The organism is Pseudomonas sp. FW306-02-D09B, assembly GCF_058782685.1.
The window spans coordinates 287,938-314,839 of the sequence record NZ_JBYSXY010000003.1 but is presented as its reverse complement, the minus strand read 5'-3'; the positions used below and the strand labels follow the sequence as shown (position 1 = coordinate 314,839).

The window sequence follows — 26,902 nt, the reverse complement described above, 5'->3', positions numbered from 1 at the left end:
CCGCTCGCCACAGGTGAGCAGTCTTGGTATTAGAAGAAGGGCGCCCATGGCGCCCTTTTTCGTGCCTGGCGTTTGAGCTATCCTCGGGCTCTCCCGCGCCGCCGTTAGCGTCGGGTGTTCAGTAGGGAATCACCGATGATCACCAGCAAGCTGCCGAATATCGGCATCACTATTTTCACCCAAATGTCTCAGCTCGCAGCACAGACCGGCGCGATCAACCTGTCCCAGGGGTTCCCCGATTTCGATGCTCCGCAAGCCTTGTGCGATGCGGTCGGCCGGCATATCGCCAATGGCCATAACCAGTATTCACCGATGACCGGCCTGCCGGCGCTGCGCCAGCAAGTGGCAGCGAAGATTGCTCGCAGCTATGGCGTGAGCGTCAATGCCGACACCGAGGTGACCATCACTCCCGGCGCGACCCAGGCAATCTTCTGCGCCATTGCGGCGGTTATCCATAGCGGTGACGAAGTGATCGTCTTCGATCCGGCCTACGACAGTTATGAGCCTTCGGTGGCGCTGGCCGGTGGTCGTTGTGTGCATGTGCCATTGGCGGGAAAGGACTTCGCCATCGACTTCCAGAAGCTCGGCGAAGCACTGAGCCCGCGCACGCGAATGATCATCCTCAACTCGCCGCATAACCCGAGTGGTGCGCTGATCTCGCGTGCCGAGCTGGATCAGTTGGCGGCCTTGATCCGCGACCGCGATATCTACCTGATCAGCGACGAAGTGTATGAACACCTGGTGTTTGACGGTGTAGCGCATGCCAGCGTTTTGGCCCATGAAGAGCTGTACCAGCGGGCCTTCGTGGTCAGTTCTTTTGGCAAGACCTATCACGTCACTGGCTGGAAGACCGGCTACGTGATCGCGCCACCGGCGCTCACGGAAGAACTGCGCAAGGTGCATCAATACGTCAGTTTCTGCGGTGTGACCCCGTTGCAGTACGCGCTGGCCGACTTCATGGCCGAGCATCCGGAGCATGTCGAAGAGTTGCCGGGTTTCTATCAGGCCAAGCGTGATCTGTTCTGTGATTTGCTGGCGCCTTCGCGGTTCAGCTTTACCAAGGCCACCGGGACCTATTTCCAGTTGGTCGACTATTCGCGGATCCGTCAGGACCTGAACGATGTCGAGATGGCCAAGTGGATGACGCGCGAGCATGGCGTGGCGGCGATCCCGATTTCGGTGTTCTACCAGAACCCGCTGCCGGAACAGCGTCTGGTGCGCCTGTGTTTTGCCAAGCGTGAGGAGACGCTGCGTCAGGCAGCGGAGAAACTATGCGCGATCTGACCGCCTTGCCCAATCTGAACGTTGCGTTGATCCAGACCACATTGGCCTGGCATGACCGCAAGGCCAATCTCGAGCATTTCGAACAGTTGCTGGAGCAGGCGCGGGGCGCCGATCTGATCGTCCTGCCGGAGATGTTCACCACCGGCTTCTCCATGGAGTCGCCAACCCTCGCTGAAGCGGAAAACGGCCCGACCAGTAAATGGTTGCGAGCGCAGGCCGCCAAACTTGACGCGGTGATTACCGGCAGCGTGATTGTCCAGGCGGCCGATGGCAGCTATCGCAATCGACTGTTGTGGGCGCAGCCGGACGGTGAGGTCCTGCATTACGACAAGCGTCACCTGTTTCGCATGGCCGGCGAGCACAAACATTACACCGCCGGTGAGCATCAGGTGCAGTTCGAACTCAAGGGCTGGCGGGTGCGTCCGTTGATTTGCTACGACCTGCGTTTCCCGGTGTGGAGCCGCGATGCGCAAGACACCGACCTGCTGCTGTACACCGCCAACTGGCCGGGTGCACGGCGTCAGCACTGGAACCGTTTGCTGCCGGCGCGGGCTATCGAGAACCTCTGCTATGTCGCGGCGGTGAACCGGATTGGCACTGACGGTAAAGGCTTTGCTTATACCGGTGATAGCCAGGTGCTGGACTTCCAGGGCGAGACACTGCTCGGTGCCGGTGAGGCCGACGGGGTATTTCAGGTCGTGCTGAGCGCTGCGGAGTTGGCGGCGTATCGCACGCGGTTCCCGGCGAATCTGGATGCCGATACCTTCGAGCTGACCTGAGGATCTTCGCTGCTTGGTAGTCCGTCTTCGCGAGCAAGCCCGCTCCCACATTAATCCAGCGTCGTTCATGCAGTTTGTGAACTGAAGAAGAGCCAATGTGGGAGCGGGCTTGCTCGCGAAGGGGCCATCACAGGCAACACAAAATCTGCAGATAAATAAAAAGGCCCCAAGGTGAAAACCTCGGGGCCTTTTGCGTTTCAGCTGGCGGGTTACGCCGCTTTCGCTTCCGGCTGGCTCAGGGAGCGGTTCAGCGCGCTGAACAGGGCCTTGAAGCTGGCGGTGGTGATGTTTTCATCGATGCCCACGCCATGCACTGCACGCTCGCCGTTCACGCGCAGTTCAATGTAGGCCGCAGCCTTGGCGTTGGTGCCTGCGCCGATCGCGTGTTCGTTGTAGTCCATGATCTCCACCGGGATCGGCAGGCCGGCCACCAGTGCTTCCAGGGCGCCGTTGCCCTTGCCGCGCCAGTGCAGGTTGGTTTCGCCCTGGCCTTTGCTGGAGACTTCGACTTCGACGGCGCTGTGACCGTTTTCTTCCTGCAAGCGATGGCTGACCAGCGCGTACGGCGTGTTGGCCTGCAAGTACTCGCTGTGCAGCAGCGCGTGGATCTGCTGGGCTGTCATCTCGAGGCCCAGGCGATCGGTTTCGCGTTGTACCACCTGGCTGAATTCGATCTGCATGCGGCGCGGCAAGTTGATGCCGTATTCCTGTTCCAGCAGGTAAGCGATACCGCCCTTGCCCGACTGGCTGTTGACGCGAATCACCGCCTCGTAGCTGCGGCCGATGTCGGCTGGGTCAATCGGCAAGTACGGCACTTCCCACAGCTCGTCCGGTTTCTGCTGGGCGAAGCCCTTGCGGATGGCGTCCTGGTGCGAGCCGGAGAACGCGGTGTGAACCAGGTCGCCGACGTACGGGTGACGCGGGTGCACCGGAATCTGGTTGCACTCTTCAACGACTTTGCGCACGCCGTCGATGTCGGAGAAGTCCAGCTCAGGGTCAACGCCCTGGGTGTAGAGGTTCAAGGCCACGGTGACCAGATCAACGTTACCGGTACGCTCGCCGTTGCCGAACAGGCAGCCTTCGACACGGTCGGCGCCCGCCATCAGGCCCAGCTCGGTGGCCGCAACGCCAGTGCCACGGTCGTTGTGGGTGTGCAGGCTGATGATCACGCTGTCACGACGGTTGATGTGACGGCCGAACCACTCGATCTGGTCGGCGTAGATATTCGGTGTAGCGCATTCGACGGTGGCCGGCAGGTTGAGGATGACCTTGTGCGCAGGCGTCGGGTTCCAGACCTCGATCACCGCGTCGCAGACTTCCTTGGCGAACTCCAGCTCAGTGGCGCTGAAAGTCTCTGGCGAGTATTCGAAGGTCCACTCGGTTTCCGGCTGCTTTGCGGCATATTTGACGAACAGCTTGGCGGCGTTCACGGCGATGGCCTTGATCCCGTCCTTGTCCTGATTGAAGACAATCCGGCGGAAGGAAGGGGAGGTCGCGTTGTAGAGGTGAACGATGGCTTTTTTCGCGCCACGAAGGGATTCGAAAGTCCGCTCGATCAGGTCTTCACGGCCCTGGGTCAGCACCTGAATGGTGGTGTCGTCCGGGATGTGCCCGCCTTCGATCAGGGTCCGCACGAAGTCGAAGTCGGTTTGCGAAGCGGCCGGGAAGGAGGCTTCGATTTCTTTTACGCCGACGGCGACCAGGGTTTTCCAGAAGCGCAGCTTTTTCACTGCGTCCATTGGCTCGATCAGCGACTGGTTACCATCGCGCAAGTCGGAGCTGCACCAGATCGGCGCGGCAGTGATGGTCTTCGATGGCCAAGTGCGATCCGGAATGTCGATTGTCGGGAAAGCGCGGTATTTCGAAGACGGGTCTTTGAGCATGCTCATCGGAAAATCCTTATTGTGTGGGCCGAAAAAAGGCGGCCTGCCGGTGGATCAAAAAAACGTTGGATAAAACGTGGGACGAGGCACCGCGATTCAGCCCGGCAGTCGTGCGCTGACGAGGCACAGGCTGCGGTGCTGGCGGAGCTGAATGAGGGTGTGAGAAGTTTTCATGTCTTCAACCCTAACCGCGAGGGTGAAAGATGGCAAGCAGTCGAAAAACTTTGAGAGGAATACTCGAAAAATATGTTTTTGCGAGATTTTATTCTGGAAAGAACAATATTGTTTGATAGGTATTGCGCGGACCGTTCGTCGTGCGCAATACCTGTGGGAGCAAGGCTTGCCCGCGATGAACGATAACGCGGTGTATCTGTGACACCGCATCGCGGCATTCGCGGGCAAGCCTTGCTCCTGCGAGATTACGCTGACTTATGGCTGGAATGCGCCGATGAAAATCGCCGGGTCCACGCGGGCGTCGTTCAAGCTGACGTTCCAGTGCATGTGCGGCCCGGTCGCACGCCCGGTGGAGCCGACTTTGCCGACCACGCCGCCGCGCGCCAGTTGCTGGCCGACTTTCACGTCGATTTTCGACATGTGGCAGAACATGCTGATAAAGCCCTGGCCGTGGTCGACGAATACCGTGTTGCCGTTAAAGAAGTAGTTGCCGATCAGGATCACCTTGCCGGCCGCCGGGGTCTTGATTGGCGTACCCGCCGGCACCGCGAAGTCCAGGCCCGCGTGGGGATTGCGCTCTTCGCCGTTGAAGAACCGGCGCACACCGAACTTGCTCGACAGCGGACCATTGACCGGCTTGTCCAGCAGCAGGTTGCTCGGCGTCACCGGGCTGAAACTGCGGTAGGCGCGGACCTGTTCGTCCAATTCGGCGTCGATGCGTTTCAGGTCGTCCGGGTTCGGATTGACCTGACGCTGGTTCTTCAGGGTGATGTGCTGTTCCGGGTACTTCTTGTTGCCGACCATGAAGTTCAGGTTACGGCCACCGCTACTGAGCTGCTGGTTGCCGGGTTTGACGGTCAGCGGCACGCCGACAACCGCCAGCCAGTTGTTCTGTTCCTTGACCACCAGCACCGGTTTGCCTTGATAGCTGGCCTTGGGCGCCTGAGCCGAAGTGCCCAGGTCGACCACCGCCACACCGCCGGGCACCGGTTTGTTCAGCAGGCGCGTGATGTAGCTGTCGGCGTGGGCGTTGAAGGTCAGGCAAAGCAACAACAGCGGTGCAAGAAAACGCGGCATGGATCAATCCAGTAAAGAAAGGGTGACGGGCGTCAGGTGGTTGTCTTCGACCCGGACCTGCAATTGGCCTTCGCCGAGTATGGCTTTCAGGCGTTGGCCGTTTTGGGTCTGCGCGGCGCTGCGGATCGCGTTGCCGCGTTCATCGAGCAAAATGCTGTAACCACGGCCCAGTGTCGCCAGCGGGCTGACCACATGCAGGGTTTGCATTTGGGTTTGCAGTTGCAGGCGACGAGCCTTGAGACCCTCGCGCATCGAGCGCGGCAGGCGCTCGGCGAGGCTGTCGAGGCGCTGGCGCAGCAGCGCCAGTTGGCGTCCCGGATGTTGCCCGGCGAGGCGGGTTTCGAGGCGGATCAGTCGCTCGCGACGGGTATTGAGGCTGCGCTCGAAAGCCCGGCGCAGGCGCATGTCCAGGTCGTCCAGGCGTTGCGCTTGCTGACGCAGGCGTTCGCCGGGATGGCGCATGCGGCGCGAGATGCCTTCCAGACGCAGGCGATCACGCATCAAGCGGTCGCGGATGCGCATCACCAAACGCCGATGCAGGCTTTCGACCCGGCGCACCAGGTCGCTGGAATCCGGCGCCAGCAGTTCGGCTGCGGCGGAAGGCGTCGGTGCACGAACGTCGGCCACGAAGTCGCTGATCGACACATCGGTTTCATGGCCGACGGCGCTGACAATCGGGGTGACGCAGGCATCTATCGCGCGGGCCACGGCCTCTTCGTTGAAACACCAGAGATCTTCCAGCGAGCCACCGCCACGCGCGAGAATCAGCGCATCGAAACCGCGGGCGTCAGCCAGTTTCAGTGCGCGGACAATCTGCGCGGTGGCTTCGCGGCCTTGCACGGCGGTGGGGATCAGGGTCAGCACCACTTGCGGCGCACGGCGGCGGAATACGCTGATGATGTCGCGAATCACCGCGCCGGTCGGCGAGCTGATGATGCCAATGCGTTGCGGGTGTGCCGGCAGCGGCACTTTGCGTTCGGCACTGAACAGGCCTTCGGCGCTGAGTTTTTCTTTCAGCGCATCGAACGCCAGGCGCAGCGCACCGTCACCGGCAGGCTCCACGGTGTCGAGAATCAGCTGATAGTCGCCACGGCCCTCAAACAGCGAAACCTTGCCCCGGACCTTGACCGCCAGGCCATCCTTCAGCGCCTGGCGAACCCGCGCAGCGTTCTGCCGGAACAGCGCGCAACGCACTTGGGCGCCACTGTCCTTTAGGGTGAAATAAATGTGGCCGGACGCCGGGCGGGCGAGGTTGGAGATTTCGCCTTCGACCCAGATGTTGCTGAACACGTCTTCAAGCAACACCCGCGCGCGGCCGTTGAGCTGACTGACCGTCAGGACTTCTCGGTCCAGGCCGAGTCTTGCAAAGGGATCTTTAATCATGGAGCGCAGTTTAAAGGCATTCGGCGGTCAATCTCCATGGTCTTGCAATGCAGCCCTGAATTGCTCAACAAACTGCTGAACCAGAGCTGTTGGATTTTGCCGGCAGGCGAGAGCGACGGTGCTGTGGCAATCGGGGTCGGCCAAGGGCAGGAAATGGATGTCGGGTGGCGCGATGTCCTGCATCGACTCCGGCAGCAAGGCAACACCGAATCCGGCCTGGATCAATTGCAGTTGCGTGGTTTTGCGCGACACCACCCGAGCAGCCTTGGGGAAAAAGCCCTGGCGCATGCACAGCTCGGCGGACAGGTAACTCAGGCCGCCGCGCTGCGGATGAGGAATAGAGATGAAGGCCTGGTTTCTCAATTGCGCCAGATCGATGCCTTGAACGGACTTATCCACAGCCAGTCGATGATCAGGCGGAACCGCCAGCAGCAGGCGTTCGCTGTAGAGCGGAACAATCTGCACTCCTTCACGCTGAGACAACACTGGCAGGCGCAACAGCCCCACTTCGAGGCGACCCTCGGCCAATTCTGCCAGTTGCTGTTCGGAGGAGAGCTTGACGATGTCCATGGATACACCAGCGTTCTGATCCAGATAGACGCTGATGCCTCGCAGCAGACGACCGCTCAATGGCACTGTGCTGGAATGGCTGAGGCGCAAGGTGCCGAGTTGACCAGCGCCCACTTGAGTGGCCATCGCGCTGGCCTTGGTCAGCTCGTTCAACAGGTTTCTGGCCCGAGGCAAGAAGGCTTCACCCGCCGCCGTCAGCCGAGGCTGGCGCGCGGTACGTTCGAACAATGGCGTTTGCAGCCGGGTTTCCATGTCCTTGATCTGCCGGCTCAGGGCTGACTGAGCAATAAACAGTCGTTCGGCCGCTGCGCTGAAACTGCCGCACTCGGCGATTTCCACGAAGTAACGCAATTGGCGGGTTGAAAGCACGAGGTATGCCTTTTCGAGATGGCTTGGCGACTTTGAATATATTAGTCGCAACGTTCGGCCCTGACTAAAGTCATCTCAGGCAAATTGAGGAAGTTGAACCGATGAGTTTCGTTGCACTGCTACAACAATGGCCATTCGGCACAGTGGACTGGCTGGTGATCGGGCTGGGCATCAGCCTGGCGTACATCGTCTTCGGCGTCGCCGGTTTCGGTACGGCGCTGGTGGCCGGGCCGATCCTGATTCTGTTCATGCCATTGTCGAAGATTGTGCCGCTGCTGGTGCTGCTGGATTTTATCGCGGCATTCGGCAATCTGCTGCCGTCGCGGCGCGATGTCGCCAGGCCCGAGTTGTTGCGCTTGCTGCCGTGCATGGCGGTGGGGTGCACGTTGGGAGTGATCTTCCTGCTGAACCTCAAATCGAACCTGTTGCTGCTATTGATGGGGCTGTTTATCAGCGCGTATGCGATTTACAGCTTGTGGGGGACAGCCCGGCCGACACAATTGGCTGCCGCGTGGGCGATCCCGATGGGCACGGTGGGCGGAATGTTCGGGGCGTTGTTTGGCAGTGGCGGCTTTTTATATGCAATTTATCTGAACAGCCGCTTGCCCAAGGATGAGGCCCGCGCCACGCAAAGTGCGTTGATCAGTTGCAGTACGGTGGTGCGCTTGAGCCTGTTCGCGATCGCCGGGGTCTATGCCGAGCTACCCTTGTTGGTACTGGCGGTATGTTTGTTGCCGGCAATGGCGCTGGGGCTGTGGACCGGTCGACGGTTGACCATGAAGTTGTCCCGCGAGGCCTTTGTGCGGCTGGTGACCTGGCTGGTGCTGGCCAGTGGCATTGCCTTGATCGTCAGGTATCTGAACACTTGACCTGAGCCTGTCAGGGATTAAGCTGCCGCGCCTCATATCGCTATCGCGGGCGAGCCTTGCTCCTACAGATTGATGTCAGGCCACAATAATGTGATCGACACATAACCTGTAGGAGCAAGGCTTGCCCGCGATGACGCCAGGCCGGTTACTGCCGATCTCTCATTGAACGCTTCAGGGCTGCACCCATGAACTCGCAAAGCATTATCGTCCCGAAAATCTCCACACTGCCGGTGCACGAACCCCGGGCGCGGGCGATTGTGCGGTGGCTGGTGCGCAAGAACATCATTGAAGAACAACTCACCACCTGCGGTCGTACCGGCAATCGCATGGCCCACGCCATTGCACCGGGTGCGCGGGCGGTGGTGTTGCATCCCGAAGCGCTGCCGTTTGGCGAGCCGATCAATGGGCTGGAAATCATCACCAAGCGCTGCATCTATACACCGGCCAAGGGCTTTCTCGAAGAAGCCGGTTGTGCCGAATGCCGCAAGGAAATCGGCGAAGCGCTGTTCGAAAGCCTGGAAGACTGGATGCCGGGGCGCACCGACAACTTCATCTGCCCGGAATGCGGGCATGAAGACGACATCAACGGCTTTCTGTTCCTGCAGGAATGCGGCTTTTCGAATCTGGGCTTTATCTTCAATAACTGGGCCGAGGCCGGGTTCAAGCAGAGCTTCATCGACGAGTTCGCCGAATGGCTGGACCTGCCGGTGAGTTGGGTGAAAGTGGAACTGTAAGGCGCCGCCGTCCCTGTAGCAGTTGCCGCAGGCGACGTTCGGTTGCGAAGCAGCCGTAAATCCGCATAACGCGATTCAACAGGAAAAACGGGGTGATCGAGTAGCGACCGCTTCGCGGCCGAACGTCGCCTGCGGCAACTGCTACAGGGACCGCGTCAGGCCAAAATAAGCCCATCCGATAATAGGCTGAGTTTTACATTGAGCCGGCGGGGGTGTCTGAGTATAATGGCGCGCTTCCATTTTCCCGCTCGGGAGCCCCCGCGATGCTGCGTATCAGCCAAGAAGCTCTGACCTTCGACGACATTCTTTTAGTGCCCGGTTATTCCGAGGTGCTTCCTAACGAAGTCAGTCTCAAAACCCGCCTTACCCGTGGCATCGAGCTGAATATTCCACTGGTTTCCGCTGCCATGGACACCGTCACTGAAGCCCGTCTGGCAATTGCCATGGCTCAGGAAGGTGGCATCGGCATCATCCACAAGAACATGACCATCGAGCAGCAAGCTGCCGAAGTGCGCAAGGTCAAGCGGTACGAGGCCGGCGTGGTCAAGGACCCGATCACCATCGAGGCTGACGCCACGGTTCGTGAGCTGTTCGAACTGACCCGCATGCACAACATCTCCGGTGTTCCGGTACTGCACGATGGCGACCTGGTCGGCATCGTCACTTCCCGTGACGTGCGCTTCGAGAACCGTCTGGACGCCACTGTCCGTGAAGTGATGACGCCTAAAGAGCGTCTGGTCACGGTCAAGGAAGGCGCCAACAAGAACGACGTTCGCGAGTTGTTGCACAAACACCGTATCGAGCGCGTGCTGATCGTCGACGATAAATTTGCCCTCAAAGGCATGATGACCGTCAACGACATCGAAAAAGCCAAGGCCTACCCGCTGGCCAGCAAGGACGACCAGGGTCGTCTGCGCGTCGGCGCTGCGGTCGGTACCGGTAAAGACACCGGCGATCGCGTCGCGGTACTGGTTGCTGCCGGCGTTGACGTGGTGGTGGTCGACACCGCACACGGTCACTCCAAAGGCGTGATCGACCGCGTTCGCTGGGTCAAACAGAATTTCCCTGAAGTCCAGGTGATCGGCGGCAACATCGCTACCGGCGCTGCTGCCAAGGCGCTGGCCGAAGCGGGCGCGGACGCGGTCAAGGTCGGCATCGGCCCTGGCTCGATCTGCACCACCCGTATTGTTGCCGGTGTCGGCGTGCCGCAAATCAGCGCCATCGCCAACGTCGCCGCGGCCCTTGAAGGCACTGGCGTTCCGTTGATCGCCGACGGCGGCATCCGTTTCTCCGGTGACCTGTCCAAGGCCATCGTTGCCGGTGCTTCCTGCGTGATGATGGGCTCGATGTTCGCCGGTACTGAAGAAGCGCCGGGCGAGATCGAACTGTTCCAGGGCCGTTCGTACAAGGCTTACCGTGGCATGGGTTCGCTGGGCGCCATGTCCCAGGCTCAAGGCTCTTCCGACCGTTACTTCCAGGACTCCTCGGCAGGCGCCGAGAAACTGGTTCCGGAAGGCATCGAAGGGCGTGTTCCGTACAAGGGCACCCTGAGCGCCATCATCCATCAACTGATGGGCGGCCTGCGTTCTTCCATGGGCTACACCGGCAGCGCCGACATCGAAGAGATGCGTACCAAGCCAGAGTTCGTGCGCATCACCGGCGCTGGCATGGCCGAGTCGCACGTCCACGACGTACAGATCACCAAAGAAGCGCCAAACTACCGCGTAGGTTGAGCCTTCAAGCAAATCGTTAAGCAACCGGGGCTGTTCTATTCAGCCCCGAGTTGTTTCTGAATCACGACTGTTTTTGAATTACTTAGACGAGACTGAATCATGGCCCTCGACATTCACGCTCACCGCATCCTGATCCTCGACTTCGGTTCCCAGTACACCCAACTGATCGCCCGTCGCGTGCGTGAAATCGGTGTTTACTGCGAACTGCACCCGTTCGACATGGATGAAGACGCGATTCGCGAATTCGCTCCAAAAGGCGTCATTCTCGCCGGCGGCCCCGAGTCCGTACACGTAGCTGACAGTCCGCGCTGCCCGCAAGCCGTATTTGACCTGGGCGTCCCGGTCTTCGGGATCTGCTATGGCATGCAGACCATGGCTGAACAGCTGGGTGGCAAGGTTGAAGGTTCCGAACTGCGTGAGTTCGGTTACGCCCGTGTCGACGTGGTCGGCAAGAGCCGCCTGCTGGACGGCATCGAAGACCACATCGACGCTGATGGCCTGTTCGGCCTCGACGTATGGATGAGCCACGGTGACAAGGTCACCAAAATGCCGCAGGATTTCCACATCCTGGCCAGTACTCCGAGCTGCCCGATTGCCGGCATGTTCGACGATGCTCGCGGCTACTACGGCGTGCAGTTCCACCCGGAAGTGACCCACACCAAGCAGGGCGGTCGCATCCTCTCGCGCTTCATCCTCGACATCTGCGGCTGCGAAGCCCTGTGGACGCCTTCGAAGATTGCTGAAGACGCCATCGCTCAGGTCCGCGCTCAGGTCGGCACCGACAACGTACTGCTCGGCCTGTCCGGCGGCGTTGACTCCTCGGTAGTTGCCGCGTTGCTGCACAAAGCCATCGGCGACCAACTGACCTGCGTCTTCGTCGACAACGGCCTGCTGCGTCTGCACGAAGGCGAGCAAGTGATGGCCATGTTCGCCGAAAACATGGGCGTCAAGGTGATCCGCGCCAACGCCGAAGACCAGTTCCTGAACAACCTGGCTGGCGAAAGCGACCCAGAGAAGAAACGCAAGATCATCGGCCGTACCTTCATCGACGTGTTCGATGCCCAGTCCAACAAACTGGACAACATCAAGTACCTCGCCCAAGGCACCATCTACCCGGACGTGATCGAGTCGGCTGGCGCGAAAAGCGGCAAGGCGCACGTGATCAAGTCGCACCACAACGTGGGCGGCCTGCCGGAAGAAATGAACCTCAAGCTGGTTGAACCGCTGCGCGAGCTGTTCAAGGACGAAGTCCGTCGTCTGGGCCTGGAGCTGGGCCTGCCGTACGACATGGTCTACCGTCACCCGTTCCCGGGCCCGGGCCTGGGCGTGCGGATCCTCGGTGAAGTGAAGAAGGAATACGCCGACCTGCTGCGTCGCGCCGACCACATCTTCATCGAAGAACTGCGCAAGGCCGACTGGTACCACAAGGTCAGCCAGGCATTCGTGGTATTCCAGCCGGTGAAATCGGTAGGCGTGGTGGGCGACGGCCGTCGTTACGCCTGGGTTGTCGCCCTGCGTGCGGTAGAAACCATCGACTTCATGACCGCACGTTGGGCACACCTGCCTTACGAGCTGCTGGAAACCGTCAGCGGCCGGATCATCAATGAAATCGAAGGCATCTCCCGCGTTACTTATGACGTGTCGAGCAAGCCGCCAGCGACGATCGAGTGGGAATAATGAGGCGACCCACAAAGCCGGCACCCTCTAGAGTTCGACGTTAGATTCGGAGGGGCGCTGGAGGGTTTTTAGCCAATGCCAGTCAGTTATGCTGACTGGCATTTTTGTTTTTGGGGGGGAAAGCTCCGAAGCAAGAGCTGTCGCTTTCAATGAACGGCAAAGGCTGGCGTAGGTATTAGAGAAACTGTGATCGAATCAGATCCGTATCGAACGGCGTTATCCCTTGATCAGGTGCAAACACCGCCTGTGCCTGCTGCGGCGAAGCCACTCGTTCCCCCCGTGCTCGAACATGTAAATCGAACAGAGTCTCCAAATCAGGCCTAGGTGTATGTACCAAAGCCCGCAGCATCAACGATATTCCACTGAGGTTGTTCCTGACATTGTTCCACCGGGGAGATGAAGTCAGCCCCAGATCGGCCCAGATCACTCGTCGCTCCTGCAAGTCCATCACAAATGGCAGACAGATCTGTGTGTCGGATGCGATATCGATACGATCGAACACCGATCGCGGCTCGAACACTTCACCCGACGCCGCGTCGGTGCGGGCCATCCAGCCAGCGAAGCATTCTGGAAGGTCGCAGTACGGCTGCTCGGTGAATGAGTTGATAGACGTGACGACATAGCGGATACCCTTCTCGACGAGGACATCAATGTCGAGGTCGATGAACTCCGAAGCCCCGTCGGGCGCGTCGACGATGTCGCCGCTGTGGTAGCCGCCGAAACCTTTCAGGTTGTAGTACGCGACCGTTTGTGTGAACACGAAGTTGGCGTCGAAAAATGCGGCGGACAAATCAATGTCAGTGCGTTCACGACCGTTTTTCCACCACAGGAATAGGCGAATAAAACGTGTGTCAGGTATAGGCAACCGACTGCCCCGCACCAGCGTACGTAGCGATTTCGATGAGGAACGCTGCGCCAGCGGAACCCGGTATTCGCGTAATGCTGGATCGATGAAACAGCGGCCTAGCGGTGGCAGTGACGCAAAACGCTTTACGAGGGCGTCTTCGCAGATTCGGGCCGCACGAGCCAACACGTCGGGTGTGAGCGGTCCGCGTCGATCCTTGATGCCATAGATTTTGGCGAATGAACCTTTCGGTGTGAAGGCCCGCAGGGGCAGGGGGCGCGGAGCGCGTACTTGGGCCAGCAACTGCAGCAGAACAGGTGAGGACACTTGTGTCGCAACAGCCTCGAACGCGTCGAGTACAGAGTCTGCTTCGGTCGCGCGGCGCAGGGTCACGTCCAGTCGTCGTGCGAACTCACCAGGACGGCTTTGTAGTAGGGGCGTAAGCGTGGCGATGTGACGCTGGGCAAGCAGTGTTTCGACACGTGATCCAAATGAGGCTGGCGCTTCGTTGCGACGCGCTGCCGTGATGGCGGCTAGCGCTCGTGGGTACTTATCGGCGTAGTCGCCCGGATGCAGTACTTCAGCCAGACGTTTCCAGCGCTCAGCATGGCGCATCACGTCTTCTGCAGCGTTGGGTATGTGATCGAGCAGGCGCAACAGCAGACGGCGCATCGAGCGCTTCATCGCTGTGAAACGTGTTGAAGCTGTCGTCAGTGACACGTCTCCTCCATTCAGTGCGATCGCCAGTCGTAGCACGTCAGTCGCCGTTTCGACGTTTCTCTCCAGGAATGCGTCCACCCGTGCATCGCCAGCTACATGCAGGATCAGTGCGCCGCCAAGCTGCGCACGGATCTCCCGGAACGGGATGGCCTCAGGCAGCAGACGGAACACATCGCTTTTGTACTCTCGGACAAACCAGACGACATCGGCATTTTCTTCTTCGGAGAGCGAGGTGCGCGATGAAACCAGCGGCTCGAGCAGTGACTCGAACTCAGAGACGCTTCCCGGTTCGATAACGCGGGATATGAAGTTGCCTTCAAGCATCGCAGGTCGAGCGTGTTCAGTCGGTGGTAAACGCCAATGCGTGAGGTAGTGCATGACGGCGTTAAGGTACAACTCCGCCTCTGAAGCCGTCAGAACTTGCTCTGGAAAGTCAGGATAAAACGGCTTGTGGTGAACATGAGCGCCGGCCTGCCGTCGAAGCACTCCTGCAACGTCGCGCAGCCAGTGCGTGAGTTCTGCCGCCGACAGCATGCCGATTCGCTCAATCAGGGGCTCGGACAGAACGCACCGGAATGCCGCAACTTCCCGGACAGCCGACGCGACCTGAGCGCGCGTGGCACCGCCAGTGCCCATCGGGACGTGAACTTTGGTACGGCGACGCAGGAACAGCTCCTGATTCATCCTTGATTTTCTCCCTTGGCCGCCGTCGTGAACGAGCTGCAGCATCGTGTCTACAACCGATATAAAAACGCCTGCAAGAAGCAGGCGCGGTGTGGAGAGCGGAACCCCTAGGTCATAGGAGGTTTAGAAGGAAGGTGTTCCATAGCCACGAAGGCATTCTACGGGAGGTAATCCCTGCTTGGCAGGTTGCTGCGCATCCCAACGGTAACAAGCTGCTTCACCAGAAAAATATGGAGCTGATGAGCGACAAGTCGCTCGTCCATCGCCCTGACGAGTGGCGGCGTTATTGGCCAAGTGTACCTTCAGGGTGGGCGATGGCCGTCGTTACGCCTGGGTAGTTGCCCTGCGTGCGGTAGAAACCATCGACTTCATGACCGCACGTTGGGCGCACCTGCCTTACGAGCTGCTGGAAACCGTCAGCGGCCGGATCATCAATGAAATCGAAGGCATCTCCCGCGTCACTTACGACGTGTCGAGCAAGACGCCAGCGACGATCGAGTGGGAGTGAGTTGAACAACAAGGGCGCCGTAAGGCGCCCTTGTTGCATCTGCAGGAAACGTTTACATCTGTGTGTCCTGCGTACTGACCGGAAGCTGGTGCTTGGACGAAAAATGATGTCAAAATAGTGGCAATTATGCCGGATCACTGAATTCGGGTTCCGACAACATGGATGTGGACAGGCTTTGAACGAGCCTGTGTAAGGGATATATGGTTTCTATTTACGTCAACGGTAAAGACAGCGCCGAGCAGATCAGTGACTGGACGATGAAGAGTGACGGCCACGGTGAATTCGTGCTGACTTGTCGCGATCTATCGGGTGAGCGCGTTCCTTATTCGCTCGGGGACTGCGAAGTCGTTCCGACCCGAGAGCTGAAAGACCAGCTTCTGCGCAAAAAAGGCAGCTCAGTAACAAGTCCCATTGAGAAAGCTGCGATCTACGGCGAGAAATATGCCGTCGTACAGTATTCGGGAAGCACGGCACGTTACCTGTTCAAGATGGACACTATTGAGCTTGTCACCCCAACAAAGATGAAGGATGAGCCGACCTACAACTATTTCCTTTCCGTCGCTAATAGTCGGGTCGAACAGGCCGTGAAACCTGCAGACAAGGTGATCGCCGAAAATGTGTTGCGCCAGCTAAGCGCAATACCTTCATGTGCGGATACTGCATTGCACGCCTACTGCACCGGGAAGAACGCACAGCAGGAACAAACCGGTCATTTCATCTTTCCTTTTGGTATCAATGAAAGTCAGCTTCAGGCCGTCGAGCAGGCCTTCACCTCGCAGATCAGTCTGATCGAAGGGCCACCCGGCACCGGCAAGACCCAGACCATTTTGAATATCGTCGCCAACATCCTGTTGCGTGGAAAAAACGTGGCGGTGGTGTCCAACAACAATTCGGCCGTTGCGAATGTCTGCGAAAAACTGGGTAAATCCGGGCTGGATTATCTTGTTGCCAGTTTGGGCAGCACCGAGAACCGTGAGGCATTCTTCGCCAATCCGCGTCCTCGACCTTCGGCGGTTCCCGAAGCCGCTCCTTCAATGGAGCGTATTCAGGTCGTCTTGCAACAGCTCAAGGGTTTTCTGAGTGCCCGCAACGCGGTGGCGCAACTGCAGATTGAAATCGATGAGCTTGAGGTGGAGCGGCGCTATCTGCAGCAATGGCAGCAGGACAACGGCGTACAAATACCTGCCTTGGACAAGTACAAGCTCTCCCCGCAAAAGTCCGCTGATTTGATGGCTTACCTGACACATATGGCTGGTGGCCGCGTCAGGATCAGGGACAGAATCGAGATGCTGTTCAATTTCCGAATTTTGCGCATGAAACCATTTGATAATTGGGAAAAGCGCAAATCGACCTTCTATGCCCTGCAGCTTCATTACTACGACAAGGTTTTGCAGGAAAAGCAGGTGGCATTGACCAGCCATCAGCAAGCGTTACGACTTGGCAGTTACCAAGTGCTGCTGGAAGAGCTGACGAGCGCTTCGATGAAGTACCTCAAGCAGCACCTGCATCAGCATGTGCCGAACCCTGAACCCTTCGATGCCAAGACTTACAAACGCAAGTTGGATGGGTTCCTGAAACGCTATCCGATCATTTCCAGTAGCACACACTCGATCATCAATTCGCTCGAAAGCGGCGCGATGCTCGACTACGTCATCATCGACGAGGCCTCGCAACAGGACATCGTTCCGGGAATATTGGCACTTGGTTGCGCAAAGAACCTGATCATCGTGGGCGATAGAAAACAGTTGGCGCATATTCCGGCAAAGTTGGGTATGGCAGCGCCCAAGGATCACTATGATTGCGAGAAGCACAGCCTGCTCGATTCGTGCGTCAGTGTGTTCAATGGTTCGATCCCGACGACGTTGCTCAAAGAGCACTATCGTTGCCACCCGCGAATCATTCAGTTCTGCAATCAGCAGTTCTATGACAACCAACTGGTTCCGATGACCAAAGACAGCGGTGAAAAGCCGTTGTCGCTGCTGGTCACTGCCAAGGGCAACCATACGCGAAAGACCACCAACCTTCGCGAGCTGGATTCGTTGCTGGCGATACTTGAAGGAGAGGGCGAAAGTGTCTGGGAGGGTGAGGACGGCCGGGGCTTCATCGCGCCTTTCAGGGCTCAAGCGACGCTTTCGGGAACGGTTTTGCCGGCTGACTTCGTCAATGACACCGTGCACAAGTTCCAGGGGCGTGAGTGCGACGAAATCGTCTTTTCAACAGTGTTGGACAAAAAGAGCACTACCCCAAAATTCCTGACTTTCGTGGATGATCCACGCATGGTCAATGTGGCGGTATCCCGCGCCAAGCATCGCTTCACCCTGGTCACGGGAGACGACGTCTTCACGAAGAACAACGGGCACATCGCGGCGCTGGTTCGCTACATCGAATATTACGCGGAAGACAGGCAACTGCACCGTGCTCCAGTGATCTCGGCCTTCGACCTACTCTATAAGGAATACGACCAATCGCTCGAACGGCTCAACGCCAGGTTACGACGGGATGAATCCCGATACAGATCCGAGCAGATCGTGGCGCAGATACTGCGTGAGGCGCTGGATCAGGATGCGTGCAGGGGGATCACGTTTCACTCCCAGATCGCGCTGATTCAGTTGGTCTCGACAACCTGCGCGGGCCTGACGACGCGGGAGCTGGAATTCATGAGAAACCACGCCAGTTGCGATTTCGTGCTCTATTACAAAGTAGGAAAAAAGCCGCTGGGCGTGATAGAGGTCGATGGGGGCGAACATGACAAGCCGGAACAGGCGGAACGGGATGCCTTGAAAGACAGCATCCTGCGCAAGTGTGATATCCCCTTGTTGCGTTTGCGAACTGTCGAGAGCCGCATTGAGGAGCGGGTGGCCGCATTTCTGTCGCAGTGGGCAAGCAACGTTTCGAATTAAACCGTGGGTGCAATTTGAACCACAGGGGCGCCGTGAGGCGCCTTTTGCGTATCAGGTGCCCGCCACCTGGACCTGTTTGAGTCCAATGAGCCTTAATGCCGCCGAGAACTCCGCAATGCTGGGGTAGCGTCGACCACTGATGGACGGCCATTTGGGTCGCTCAACGTAGAACGAGCCATGGTCGCGCTGTATCGGTGTGCGAACGATAGAGCCGTCGCTGCTGCGATGAATGAGCGTGGCCCGTTTATCGATATTCATCACCGTGTAATCACCGGTATTGCGCAGGCCTTTTTCCAGATTTTCGGCCAGCGCAACACTGGGCGGTGTATCCAGTTGCAGGCGCAGATCACCTTTGACGCTGGCCAGCGGCCGGCCGAAGTTATCGGTTGGAATACGCCCCGGGTCCACTTCGATGCCTCTCGCCGTACCGGCATCGGTGCTTTCTATGCGCAAACTGATGCCTCCCTCCAGTTCGCTGACACCCGGCACGCCTTCCCATGTGCTGGCGTGACTGTCTCCCATCAATGCAACCCAGCGATGAGCACCTCGGGCAGCCTGATCGGCGCTGATCACCTCATGGGCAAAAAAATTCATCATCCGCTGGCGAAAGTTACTTTCGACGCCGGTCATTCCCGTGCTTCTGTAGCTGGCCATGCAATCGATGGCCTGGATCCGGATATGGCTTTTGCGGGCGGCCTTGACCACTTCCAGAAACGTGAACTGACCACTGGGGTCGGTGCCGTGCCCTCGATCCTGAGTTCTCAGGTAGCTCTCGAGATCTTCGGACAAGGTGCCCGTCCGGTTGAAGATGTCCAGGTCGGCCTGATGGAAGTCGCTCAGCAAATGCTCCATGTAGAGCGTCTTGACCTTTTGCTTGCTCAGCACCTCCATGTTTTCGATCAGGAACTGTTTGCTGGCAACGCTTGAATGGCTCTCACCGACCACCAGCCCCGAGATCAGGCGATACAGTTTCTTGATGATCTCCTTGCTGGGCAGGTGGGCTGGCAGGGTAGGGATCTCGGGCCTGGCTGGCAGAGTGTTTGATTCGAAGAAAGCCGTCGCGTCCCGGTACAGGGTTTGCCGCATGGCCTTGAAGTCGGCAACGGGATTACTGCCGTCAGGCTTGGGCAGGCTGGCGGTGTAGTCTTTGAGGTCGTATTTGCTTCCGCCCCCTCGGGCGAGGTCTTTGAGCTGTTCGCGCGAGGCCTGCGGCATATCGTATGTGCTGGGCGGGCTGTCGATGTCCGGCAGCGGTGTGCTATCACGACCCCACGGCCATAACCCATCGAATTTGCCACCGCCGAACAGGCCCGGTCGGTTGATGGGTTGCCATTCTCCGGCGGCGTCCAGGCGAACGGGCAGGCTGCGATAAAACGAGTAGGGGTTGGCCGGGTCAATGATGACCCAGGTTTTCAATGCCTCGACGTAGCGTACAAGGTAATAGCTGTCGTTGATCAGCACATAGTTGCCGCCGCTTGGCGGCTGATAGATACCGGCGAACTTGCCTTCCTCGCTGATGGGTGACAAGCCATCCAGCACTTCATTGGTTTCGAAGGATGAGAGCAGCTCCGCGCCTTGCTCCGCGTAGGCCGGGCCGGGGGCGAATCGGGCAATGGGGGGTATGCCTGAAGGGTTGGTTGGTGCTTCATCGACAGGTTCGGTGACGCTGTCCTGTGGACTGAAGGTTTCGCTGGCTTCACCTACTTCGGCAAGCTCCGTTGCTCCACGCAGGAAAGGCAGGTTGAACAGGGTTTCGATACCGCTGGAGATGGCGCCAACGACTCCCGCCTTGCGCTCGGCCTTGGTACTGCCGTTGATCGCCTGATCAATGTTCAACCCCATATCGGCAATGCCGGCGCCAACGGCAGCCAGTGCCACCGGCCAGCCAAGACCGGCCATTGAGCCGAAGAGGTGAACAAACGCGTTCAGATAGCCGATCCAGAGCTTTTTTCGCAGTTGTCCGTTGGAATGCAGGGACAAGTCCGCATCGCTGTACATGCGAGCCTTCACCGAGTCTCGCAACCAGCTGAAAACATCGCCGGCGATCGGCTCGGCGTTTTGATTGATCAGGTGATGGTCGTAGGCGCCCCACGTGGTGTAGAGCAGGTCGATCGTGGCGTTCAGACCGATTTTGCCGTTGTCCTGCTGTTGGGCGGACAACGGGAAATGGCTCATGAATCGCGCCCGGTTTTCCGCAAAGTTGTTTTGCAGCAGTAGCCACCAATGGAAATCGAGCAGGGTGGTGAAGATGTGAAATGTTTGGGTTTCACCCGGTGTGTAAAGAATGTTCACGCCGTTGCGGTCGGTGATGCAGAGGATGTCGGTGGCCTGATAACCCCCGATATCCAGGGCACACACGCGTAACCCGTCCACAGGGTGTGCCTGCGTTTGCAGCATGTCGAGGCTGACCGGCCAGGAGACATTGCCGGCCACGGCTTTGATCACGGTCTTGAGGTTTTCGTTGTTCAGCCGAGCCCCATCGTGTTCGTCGAGTGCCTGCACCAGGAAATTGAGTTTGGCCAGGGTACGAAAGTCGTCCGAATGGAGGGGCCAGAAACGCTCCATTTTTTCTCGGTAGGACTGGCTGAAGTTGAGGGCCCAGAAGTCTTTCAGGACATCCCTGGGGTACATCCGCACTTCATTGGTTTCGTTGAAAATGGAGGCGTGCGGGCCTTCGTTATAAAAGCCGCCGTCGCCGTCCGGCATGCCAGGGTCTTCCTGATCGCTGAGGCGGAATCGCTGGACGACCAATTGCGGCAAGGTCAACGACTCACTGGGTTTCGGATAACGCTCCCAGCCCAGAAAAGCCTTGGGGCTGCTGACCGATACGTTATCGAAACGGTGCCACCAGACCTTGTCCGGGTCGATGCCTGTGATTCCGTGTTTGGCGAGTATGCCCTTTGCTACTTCGTGGGCCATCGCATGCATGTCGGGGCAGGCCTCGGTAAAGGGCACTACCAGTGCTTTTAGAGATCGTTCGTCGGCTGGGTTCGGGAGGAGGGACGGGGAAATTGATTCAGGCGTGTTCACTTCTCGCTCCTTGAGAAATGGGGGTAAGAGACGAGGAACTATGCCAACCAGACCCGTTTGAATCTGTAGGAGCGGGAGCTATCGGGTTTTGGTCTTGATCGACGAACCCTGTAAGAAAAGAGTGTCTTCGAACTTCGCTGCTGGCGCCGAGTCAGCGCCGCGCCACATCCGAAAAGTAGAACTTGTCCAGGGTATGCCGTGATTCGGTGTATTCGAACTGGCGGCCATCCTGCAAAAAGGTCTGGTTGCTGACCACGATCACATGGCTCTGGCCGTCGAGGTCCAGGTGCTGCTGGTCATCCTTGCTCCGCGGCACTGCTTCGATGGTGCGTTGGGCATAGGCGATTTGCAGTTGCAGGGTCTGCTCGATGAAGGCGTAGATCGAGTGCTCGGCGATCTCGCGGTTCAGCCCCGGAATGAGCTCGGCGACGAAGTGGTTGATGTCGAGGATGACCCTTTTTCCATCGATTCGCCGTACGCGCTTGATCCGCGTGATCAGGCTGCCTTCTTCGGCTTTCAGGTGTTCGAGCAAGGCGCCTTGCAGGGGAATCTGCTCGAACTCCACGACCTCGGTGCTGACGTCGTTGCCCAGCCTTGGGTAGGTCTCCTGAAAACTGACGATGCCGCCGAGCTGGAATTCGATCGGGTTGGTCGACAGTACGAAGGTGCCTTTACCGTGGATTTTTTGCGCGAAGCCGCGTTCCTGAAGCAGTTCGATAGCCTTGCGCACGGTGCCGCGACTGGCCTGGTAGCTGTCCATCAATTCGGTTTCGGAAGGCAACCGGGCGCCGCGTTCCAGACGTTCGGTGGTGATGCTGGCAAGCAGATCGCTGTAGATCTGGTTGTATTTGCTCATAGGGATGGCTGCGTTGTGCTCAAGGCAGGAACCTTAAGGGCAGAGGTGGGGTTTGTCCATTTAGCGTTGAAATACTCACCCGTGGGAAATAGGGCCGCTGGTCGGCTTGTGAGTAAACAAATTGAAACTCGTCTGTACGAGTTATTGCAATAACTCGTACAGACGAGTACTTTTCGCTTCGGCATGCTGCCAACAACAAAAAAACACAGTGGATGAAAAAGCATGAGCCACGATTACCCGACTATCGCCAGCGAGCTGCTTCATAGCCTCGGTGGTGCTGACAACCTCGAACAGGCCGCGCATTGCGTTACGCGTCTGCGCCTGGCCCTCAAAGACCCGCAGCGGGTCGACAGCGCGACGCTGAACCAGATCGACCTGGTCAAAGGCTCGTTTTTCACCGGAGGCCTGTTTCAGGTGGTCATCGGTCCCGGCGAGGTCGAGAAGGTCTACGCCGCGCTGCGCCAACAGACCGGCCTTGCCGCGTCGACCATCGCCGATGTGAAACAAAAGGGCGCCGACAAGACCAATGCCATGCAGCGTCTGGTGCGGGTGTTCTCCGATGTGTTCATGCCGATTCTGCCGGCGCTGATCATTGCCGGCCTGTTGATGGGCGTGAACAACCTGATCGGCGCCAAAGGCATGTTCATTGCCGGCAAGACTCTGCTTGAGGCCTACCCGACACTGGACGGTGTCTGGAGCCTGATCAATCTGATGGCCAACACCTCGTTCGTGTTCCTCCCGGCGCTGGTCGGCTGGTCGGCGGCCAAGCGTTTTGGCGGCAGTGAAATCCTCGGCATCGTGCTCGGCCTGATGCTGGTTCACCCGGACCTGCTGAACGCCTGGAACTACGGCAAGGCGGTGGCCGGGCTGGACGGCCAGAGCCTGCCGTACTTCGATATTTTCGGCTGGTTCAAGATCGAGAAGGTCGGCTATCAGGGCCAGATCCTGCCGATCCTGATGGCCGCCTACGTTATGAGCGTCATCGAAAAATGGCTGCGGGCACGCGTGCCGAACGCCATTCAACTGTTGGTGGTGCCGATTACCACCATCGTCGTGACCGGGGTGTTGGCGCTGGCCGTGATCGGTCCGGTGACCCGGCACCTGGGGATTCTGATTACCGAAGGCGTGGTGACCTTGTTCGACCTGGCGCCGATGGTTGGCGGGGCTATTTTCGGTCTGCTCTATGCACCGTTGGTGATCACCGGCATGCACCACATGTTCCTCGCGGTGGACCTGCAACTGATCTCGACCCAGGGCGGCACGTTCATCTGGCCGATGATCGTCATGTCCAACCTTGCACAAGGCAGCGCGGCACTCGGGGTGTTCTATATGACCCGTAGCGCACGGGACAAAAGCATGGCTTCGACCTCGGCGATTTCCGCCTATTTCGGCATCACTGAACCGGCGATGTTCGGCGTCAACCTGCGCTACAAGTTTCCGTTCTACGCGGCGCTGAGCGGCTCGGCGCTGGGCTGCATGTTCCTGTCGCTGAACAAGGTTCAGGCCTCGGCGATTGGTGTCGGCGGCTTGCCCGGTTTCATCTCGATCATCCCGCAGTTCATTCCGATGTTCATTGTCGGGATGGTCATCGCCATGGTCGTGCCGTTCGTGTTGACCTGTGGCATGAGCATGAAAATCGTTCGGCCCGGGTATCGCGTTGCCTGACAGATTCCTGTGGCGAGGGGGCTTGCCCCCGTTCGGGCGCGAAGCGGTCGAGAACCGGTGGATGCAACGCAAATCAGGACTGCTGCGCAGCCCAGCGGGGGCAAGCCCCCTCGCCACAAAAGAAAAGTGGTCAGTACAAAACCAATTGAAGGAATTGCGCCATGCAAGACTGGCAGCGTTCGGTGATCTACCAGATCTACCCGAAGAGTTTTCACAGCCACGCCGGCAACCCCACGGGCGATTTGCTCGGGGTGGTGGCCAAGCTCGATTACCTGCAATGGCTGGGTGTCGACTGCCTGTGGATCACCCCGTTCCTGCGCTCGCCGCAACGCGACAACGGCTACGACATCAGCGACTACTACGCCATCGACCCGAGCTACGGGACCATGGCCGACTGCGAGTTGCTGATTGCCGAGGCCGGCAAGCGTGGGATCAAGCTGATGCTCGATATCGTGGTCAACCATACCTCCATCGAGCACAGCTGGTTTCAGCAAGCGCGCAGCAGCCTCGATAACCCGTACCGTGACTTCTACATCTGGCGCGATCAGCCGAACAACTGGGAGTCCAAATTCGGCGGCTCGGCCTGGGAATACGAGGCGCAAACCGGTCAGTACTTCCTGCACCTGTTCGACCACACCCAGGCCGACCTGAATTGGGACAACCCGCAGGTGCGTGCTGAAGTCTTCAAGCTGATGCGCTTCTGGCGTGACAAAGGCGTGGGCGGTTTCCGTCTGGATGTGATCAACCTGATCTCCAAGCCGGCGGACTTCCCCGAAGACCACACCGACGGCCGACGCTTCTACACCGACGGCCCGAACGTGCACGAGTACTTGCAGGAAATGCACCGCGAAGTCTTCGAAGGTCATGACCTGATCAACGTCGGCGAGATGTCTTCCACCAGCCTTGAGCACTGCATCCGCTATTCGCGACCGGACTCGAAAGAGCTGTCGATGACCTTCAATTTTCATCACCTGAAAGTCGATTACCCCAACATGCAGAAATGGGTTCGCGCCGATTTCGACTTCCTCGAACTCAAGCGCATTCTTTCCGATTGGCAAACCGGGATGCAGGCCGGCGGCGGCTGGAATGCGCTGTTCTGGTGTAACCACGATCAGCCGCGCGTGGTGTCGCGGTTTGGCGATGACGGCGAGCATCGGGTGGTCTCGGCGAAGATGCTCGGCACTGCGCTGCACTTTCTGCAGGGCACGCCGTTCATCTATCAGGGTGAAGAGTTGGGCATGACCAACCCGGGCTTCGAGCGCATCGAGCAGTACCGGGATGTCGAAACCCTGAACATCTATCGCCTCAAGCGCGAGGCGGGCGAGTCCGAGGCCTCGAGCATGGCCGCGATCATGCAAAAGTCCCGCGACAACAGTCGCACTCCCATGCAGTGGAGCGCGTTACCCAATGCCGGTTTCAGCAGCAGCGAGCCGTGGATCGGCGTGCCGGCCAACGCCACGCAGATCAACGTCGAAAACCAGCTCGACGACACGACTTCGGTGCTGCACCACTATCGCCAGCTGATTGCCTTGCGCCGCAGCGAACCGCTGATCCAGGACGGCGTGTATCGCCAGCTCTTGCCCACGCACAAACAGGTCTGGGTGTACCTGCGTGAAGGCGACGGCGAGCGGTTGTTGGTGGTGAATAACTTCTATGGCACGGCGTGTGAAGTCGAGCTGCCGGAACGGGTGATCACCGACTGCATGTTGCAACGCCGGGTGATCAGCAACTACCCGGACTGTGAGGTGCGCAAGCAGCAGCTGTTCCTGCGGCCTTACGAGTCATTCGTTCTGCACCTGACCGACCACTAAACAACAGGCTTTTCAAACAACTCGCAGGGCACTGCGCGGGGGCTTTTGCGCGCAGGTTTTGCCGGATGAGCACAATAAAAATAATGGGGTGGCTCTTGAAAACAACAATAAATCGCAGCCTTGCGGCATCGTGCGTGTGCCTGGTATTGCCGTTCTCGGCCCACGCTCTGGAGTTCGCCGGCTACCTGCGCAGCGGCGTCGGGACCGGGGTTAACGGCAGTTCGCAATCGTGTTTCAAACTTCCTGGCGCAGAGTCGAAGTACCGTCTGGGTAACGAGTGCGAACAGTACGCGGAGCTGGAATTGCGTCAGAACCTGCTGACCCTCGATGACGGCTCGGTGCTCAGCGTCGATGGCATGGCTTCGCTGTACAACCAGTACGACCGCAACCTGACGTTCCAGGGTGACAACGGCTCGGTGCGGATGCCGCAGATGTATGCGCAGTGGTCGAACCTGCCGAGCCTTAACGGCGGTTCGCTGTGGGCCGGTCGGCGCTACTACAAACGAAACGACATCCACATTTCCGACTTCTACTACTGGAACCAGAGCGCCACGGGCGGCGGTATCGAGGACGTGAAGATTGGCGACCTGAAATACAGCTACGCGTTTTCGCGCAAGGACAACCTGTACCAGAAGGACTACGTTACTCGACACGACTTCAACGTCTCAGGCTTTGATACCAACCCCGGCGGCGAGCTGGAGTTTGGCCTGAGCTACATCGACAAACCCGACCGTCGCGACGCGCACGCAGGCTGGGCGATCACCGCTCAACATGTGCAAAAAGACTTTTTCGGCGGCAAGAACAAACTGGCGCTGCAATACGGCGAAGGCCCCGGCACCGGGTTGGGCTACACCGGCGATGTGGGGCTGGATGACCGCAACAAGAGCTACCGCCTGGTGGAGTTCTTCGACTGGCAACTGACGCCGCGTTTTGGTGGTCAGGTCGAAGCGGTCTATCAAAAGGACATTCGCCCGGACGGTAACGGCCAGAACTGGATTTCCCTGGGCGTTCGTCCAGCGTATGCGATCACCGATCAATTCAAACTGGTGACTGAGCTGGGGCACGATCAGGTCGAGGCTCCCGGTGGCACGCGCAAGCTGAGCAAGTTCACCTTTGCCCCGACCTGGTCGCCCAAAGGTCCGGGTTTCTGGGAGCGTCCCGAGGTGCGTTTGTACTACACCTATGCCAGCTGGAACGAGGCGGCCAAGCGTGCAGCGAATGAACTGGCGCAAGGTTCGGCGTTGTCCGATACCGGCGCGTTCGGCACGGCACTGCATGGTGCGAACGTCGGATTGCAGGTCGAGTACTGGTGGAAATAAGCGATGCTGTCGGGGCTCGCGCTCCATCGGCAC

The 26,902-nt window shown here is 58.8% G+C and carries 17 protein-coding genes and 1 pseudogene; 11 read left to right on the top strand and 7 right to left on the bottom strand.

Features of this window, described 5'->3' with window-relative positions; all coding sequences use genetic code 11:
* Positions 1 to 135 precede the first annotated feature (135 nt).
* Complete coding sequence (locus AC3WK5_RS08105; RefSeq protein ID WP_103319255.1) at positions 136 to 1,284, top strand: pyridoxal phosphate-dependent aminotransferase; 1,149 nt, start codon at positions 136 to 138, stop codon at positions 1,282 to 1,284.
* Positions 1,272 to 2,063: an amidohydrolase gene (locus AC3WK5_RS08100; protein WP_103319257.1), complete on the top strand. Its 792-nt coding sequence runs from the start codon at positions 1,272 to 1,274 to the stop codon at positions 2,061 to 2,063. The genes AC3WK5_RS08105 and AC3WK5_RS08100 overlap by 13 nt, the downstream gene beginning before the upstream one ends.
* A 209-nt stretch (positions 2,064 to 2,272) precedes the next feature.
* Here the strand turns inward: AC3WK5_RS08100 and leuA are convergent, their stop codons facing one another.
* The 4 genes from leuA to AC3WK5_RS08080 form a co-directional block, all read right to left on the bottom strand.
* Positions 2,273 to 3,952, bottom strand: a complete 1,680-nt coding sequence (leuA, locus tag AC3WK5_RS08095) for a 2-isopropylmalate synthase (protein WP_103319259.1) — start codon at positions 3,950 to 3,952, stop codon at positions 2,273 to 2,275.
* A 423-nt stretch (positions 3,953 to 4,375) separates the two neighbouring features.
* Complete coding sequence (locus tag AC3WK5_RS08090) at positions 4,376 to 5,197, bottom strand: M23 family metallopeptidase (RefSeq protein WP_054595814.1); 822 nt, start codon at positions 5,195 to 5,197, stop codon at positions 4,376 to 4,378.
* 3 nt (positions 5,198 to 5,200) lie between these two features.
* Positions 5,201 to 6,580 carry an exodeoxyribonuclease VII large subunit gene (xseA, locus tag AC3WK5_RS08085; RefSeq protein WP_103319260.1) on the bottom strand — a complete coding sequence of 460 codons (1,380 nt, stop codon included), beginning with the start codon at positions 6,578 to 6,580 and terminating at the stop codon, positions 5,201 to 5,203.
* Positions 6,581 to 6,607: 27 nt separating this feature from the next.
* The gene (locus AC3WK5_RS08080) at positions 6,608 to 7,519 is read right to left on the bottom strand and encodes a LysR family transcriptional regulator (protein WP_103319262.1); all 912 of its coding nucleotides are present in this window, start codon (positions 7,517 to 7,519) and stop codon (positions 6,608 to 6,610) included.
* Positions 7,520 to 7,620: 101 nt separating this feature from the next.
* Between AC3WK5_RS08080 and AC3WK5_RS08075 the strand changes: the two genes are divergently transcribed.
* From AC3WK5_RS08075 to guaA, 4 genes are all read left to right on the top strand, one after another.
* The gene (locus AC3WK5_RS08075; RefSeq protein WP_103319264.1) at positions 7,621 to 8,388 is read left to right on the top strand and encodes a sulfite exporter TauE/SafE family protein; all 768 of its coding nucleotides are present in this window, start codon (positions 7,621 to 7,623) and stop codon (positions 8,386 to 8,388) included.
* A 185-nt stretch (positions 8,389 to 8,573) separates the two neighbouring features.
* Positions 8,574 to 9,122 (top strand): hypothetical protein, encoded by a 549-nt coding sequence (locus AC3WK5_RS08070; protein ID WP_019693449.1) that lies wholly within the window; start codon positions 8,574 to 8,576, stop codon positions 9,120 to 9,122.
* Between the two features lie 263 nt (positions 9,123 to 9,385).
* Complete coding sequence (gene guaB, locus AC3WK5_RS08065; protein ID WP_103319267.1) at positions 9,386 to 10,855, top strand: IMP dehydrogenase; 1,470 nt, start codon at positions 9,386 to 9,388, stop codon at positions 10,853 to 10,855.
* Positions 10,856 to 10,954: 99 nt separating this feature from the next.
* On the top strand, positions 10,955 to 12,532 hold the full coding sequence (guaA, locus tag AC3WK5_RS08060; protein ID WP_054595817.1) for a glutamine-hydrolyzing GMP synthase: 1,578 nt from the start codon (positions 10,955 to 10,957) through the stop codon (positions 12,530 to 12,532).
* Positions 12,533 to 12,707: 175 nt separating this feature from the next.
* Here guaA and AC3WK5_RS08055 read toward each other — a convergent pair whose 3' ends face one another.
* Entirely contained in the window at positions 12,708 to 14,780 is a 2,073-nt protein-coding gene (locus AC3WK5_RS08055; protein ID WP_103319269.1) for a TerD family protein, read from the bottom strand.
* A gap of 307 nt (positions 14,781 to 15,087) precedes the next feature.
* Between AC3WK5_RS08055 and AC3WK5_RS08050 the strand changes: the two are divergent.
* Both AC3WK5_RS08050 and AC3WK5_RS08045 read left to right on the top strand, forming a co-directional pair.
* A pseudogene (locus AC3WK5_RS08050) lies at positions 15,088 to 15,288 on the top strand (GMP synthase (glutamine-hydrolyzing)); the annotation flags it as partial.
* A gap of 200 nt (positions 15,289 to 15,488) precedes the next feature.
* On the top strand, positions 15,489 to 18,188 hold the full coding sequence (locus AC3WK5_RS08045; RefSeq protein ID WP_103319271.1) for an AAA domain-containing protein: 2,700 nt from the start codon (positions 15,489 to 15,491) through the stop codon (positions 18,186 to 18,188).
* A gap of 51 nt (positions 18,189 to 18,239) precedes the next feature.
* Here AC3WK5_RS08045 and AC3WK5_RS08040 read toward each other — a convergent pair whose 3' ends face one another.
* On the bottom strand, positions 18,240 to 21,143 hold the full coding sequence (locus AC3WK5_RS08040) for a membrane-targeted effector domain-containing toxin (protein ID WP_256588207.1): 2,904 nt from the start codon (positions 21,141 to 21,143) through the stop codon (positions 18,240 to 18,242).
* Positions 21,144 to 21,369: 226 nt separating this feature from the next.
* Entirely contained in the window at positions 21,370 to 22,074 is a 705-nt protein-coding gene (treR, locus tag AC3WK5_RS08035) for a trehalose operon repressor (protein WP_019693438.1), read from the bottom strand.
* Between the two features lie 222 nt (positions 22,075 to 22,296).
* Here treR and treP point away from each other — a divergent pair, with 222 nt between their 5' ends.
* The 3 genes from treP (at position 22,297) to AC3WK5_RS08020 (ending at position 26,869) form a co-directional block, all read left to right on the top strand.
* The gene (gene treP / locus AC3WK5_RS08030) at positions 22,297 to 23,739 is read left to right on the top strand and encodes a PTS system trehalose-specific EIIBC component (protein WP_103319277.1); all 1,443 of its coding nucleotides are present in this window, start codon (positions 22,297 to 22,299) and stop codon (positions 23,737 to 23,739) included.
* 161 nt (positions 23,740 to 23,900) lie between these two features.
* Positions 23,901 to 25,550 carry an alpha,alpha-phosphotrehalase gene (treC, locus tag AC3WK5_RS08025; protein ID WP_103319279.1) on the top strand — a complete coding sequence of 550 codons (1,650 nt, stop codon included), beginning with the start codon at positions 23,901 to 23,903 and terminating at the stop codon, positions 25,548 to 25,550.
* A 95-nt stretch (positions 25,551 to 25,645) separates the two neighbouring features.
* On the top strand, positions 25,646 to 26,869 hold the full coding sequence (locus AC3WK5_RS08020; protein WP_103319299.1) for a maltoporin: 1,224 nt from the start codon (positions 25,646 to 25,648) through the stop codon (positions 26,867 to 26,869).
* Positions 26,870 to 26,902 lie beyond the last annotated feature (33 nt).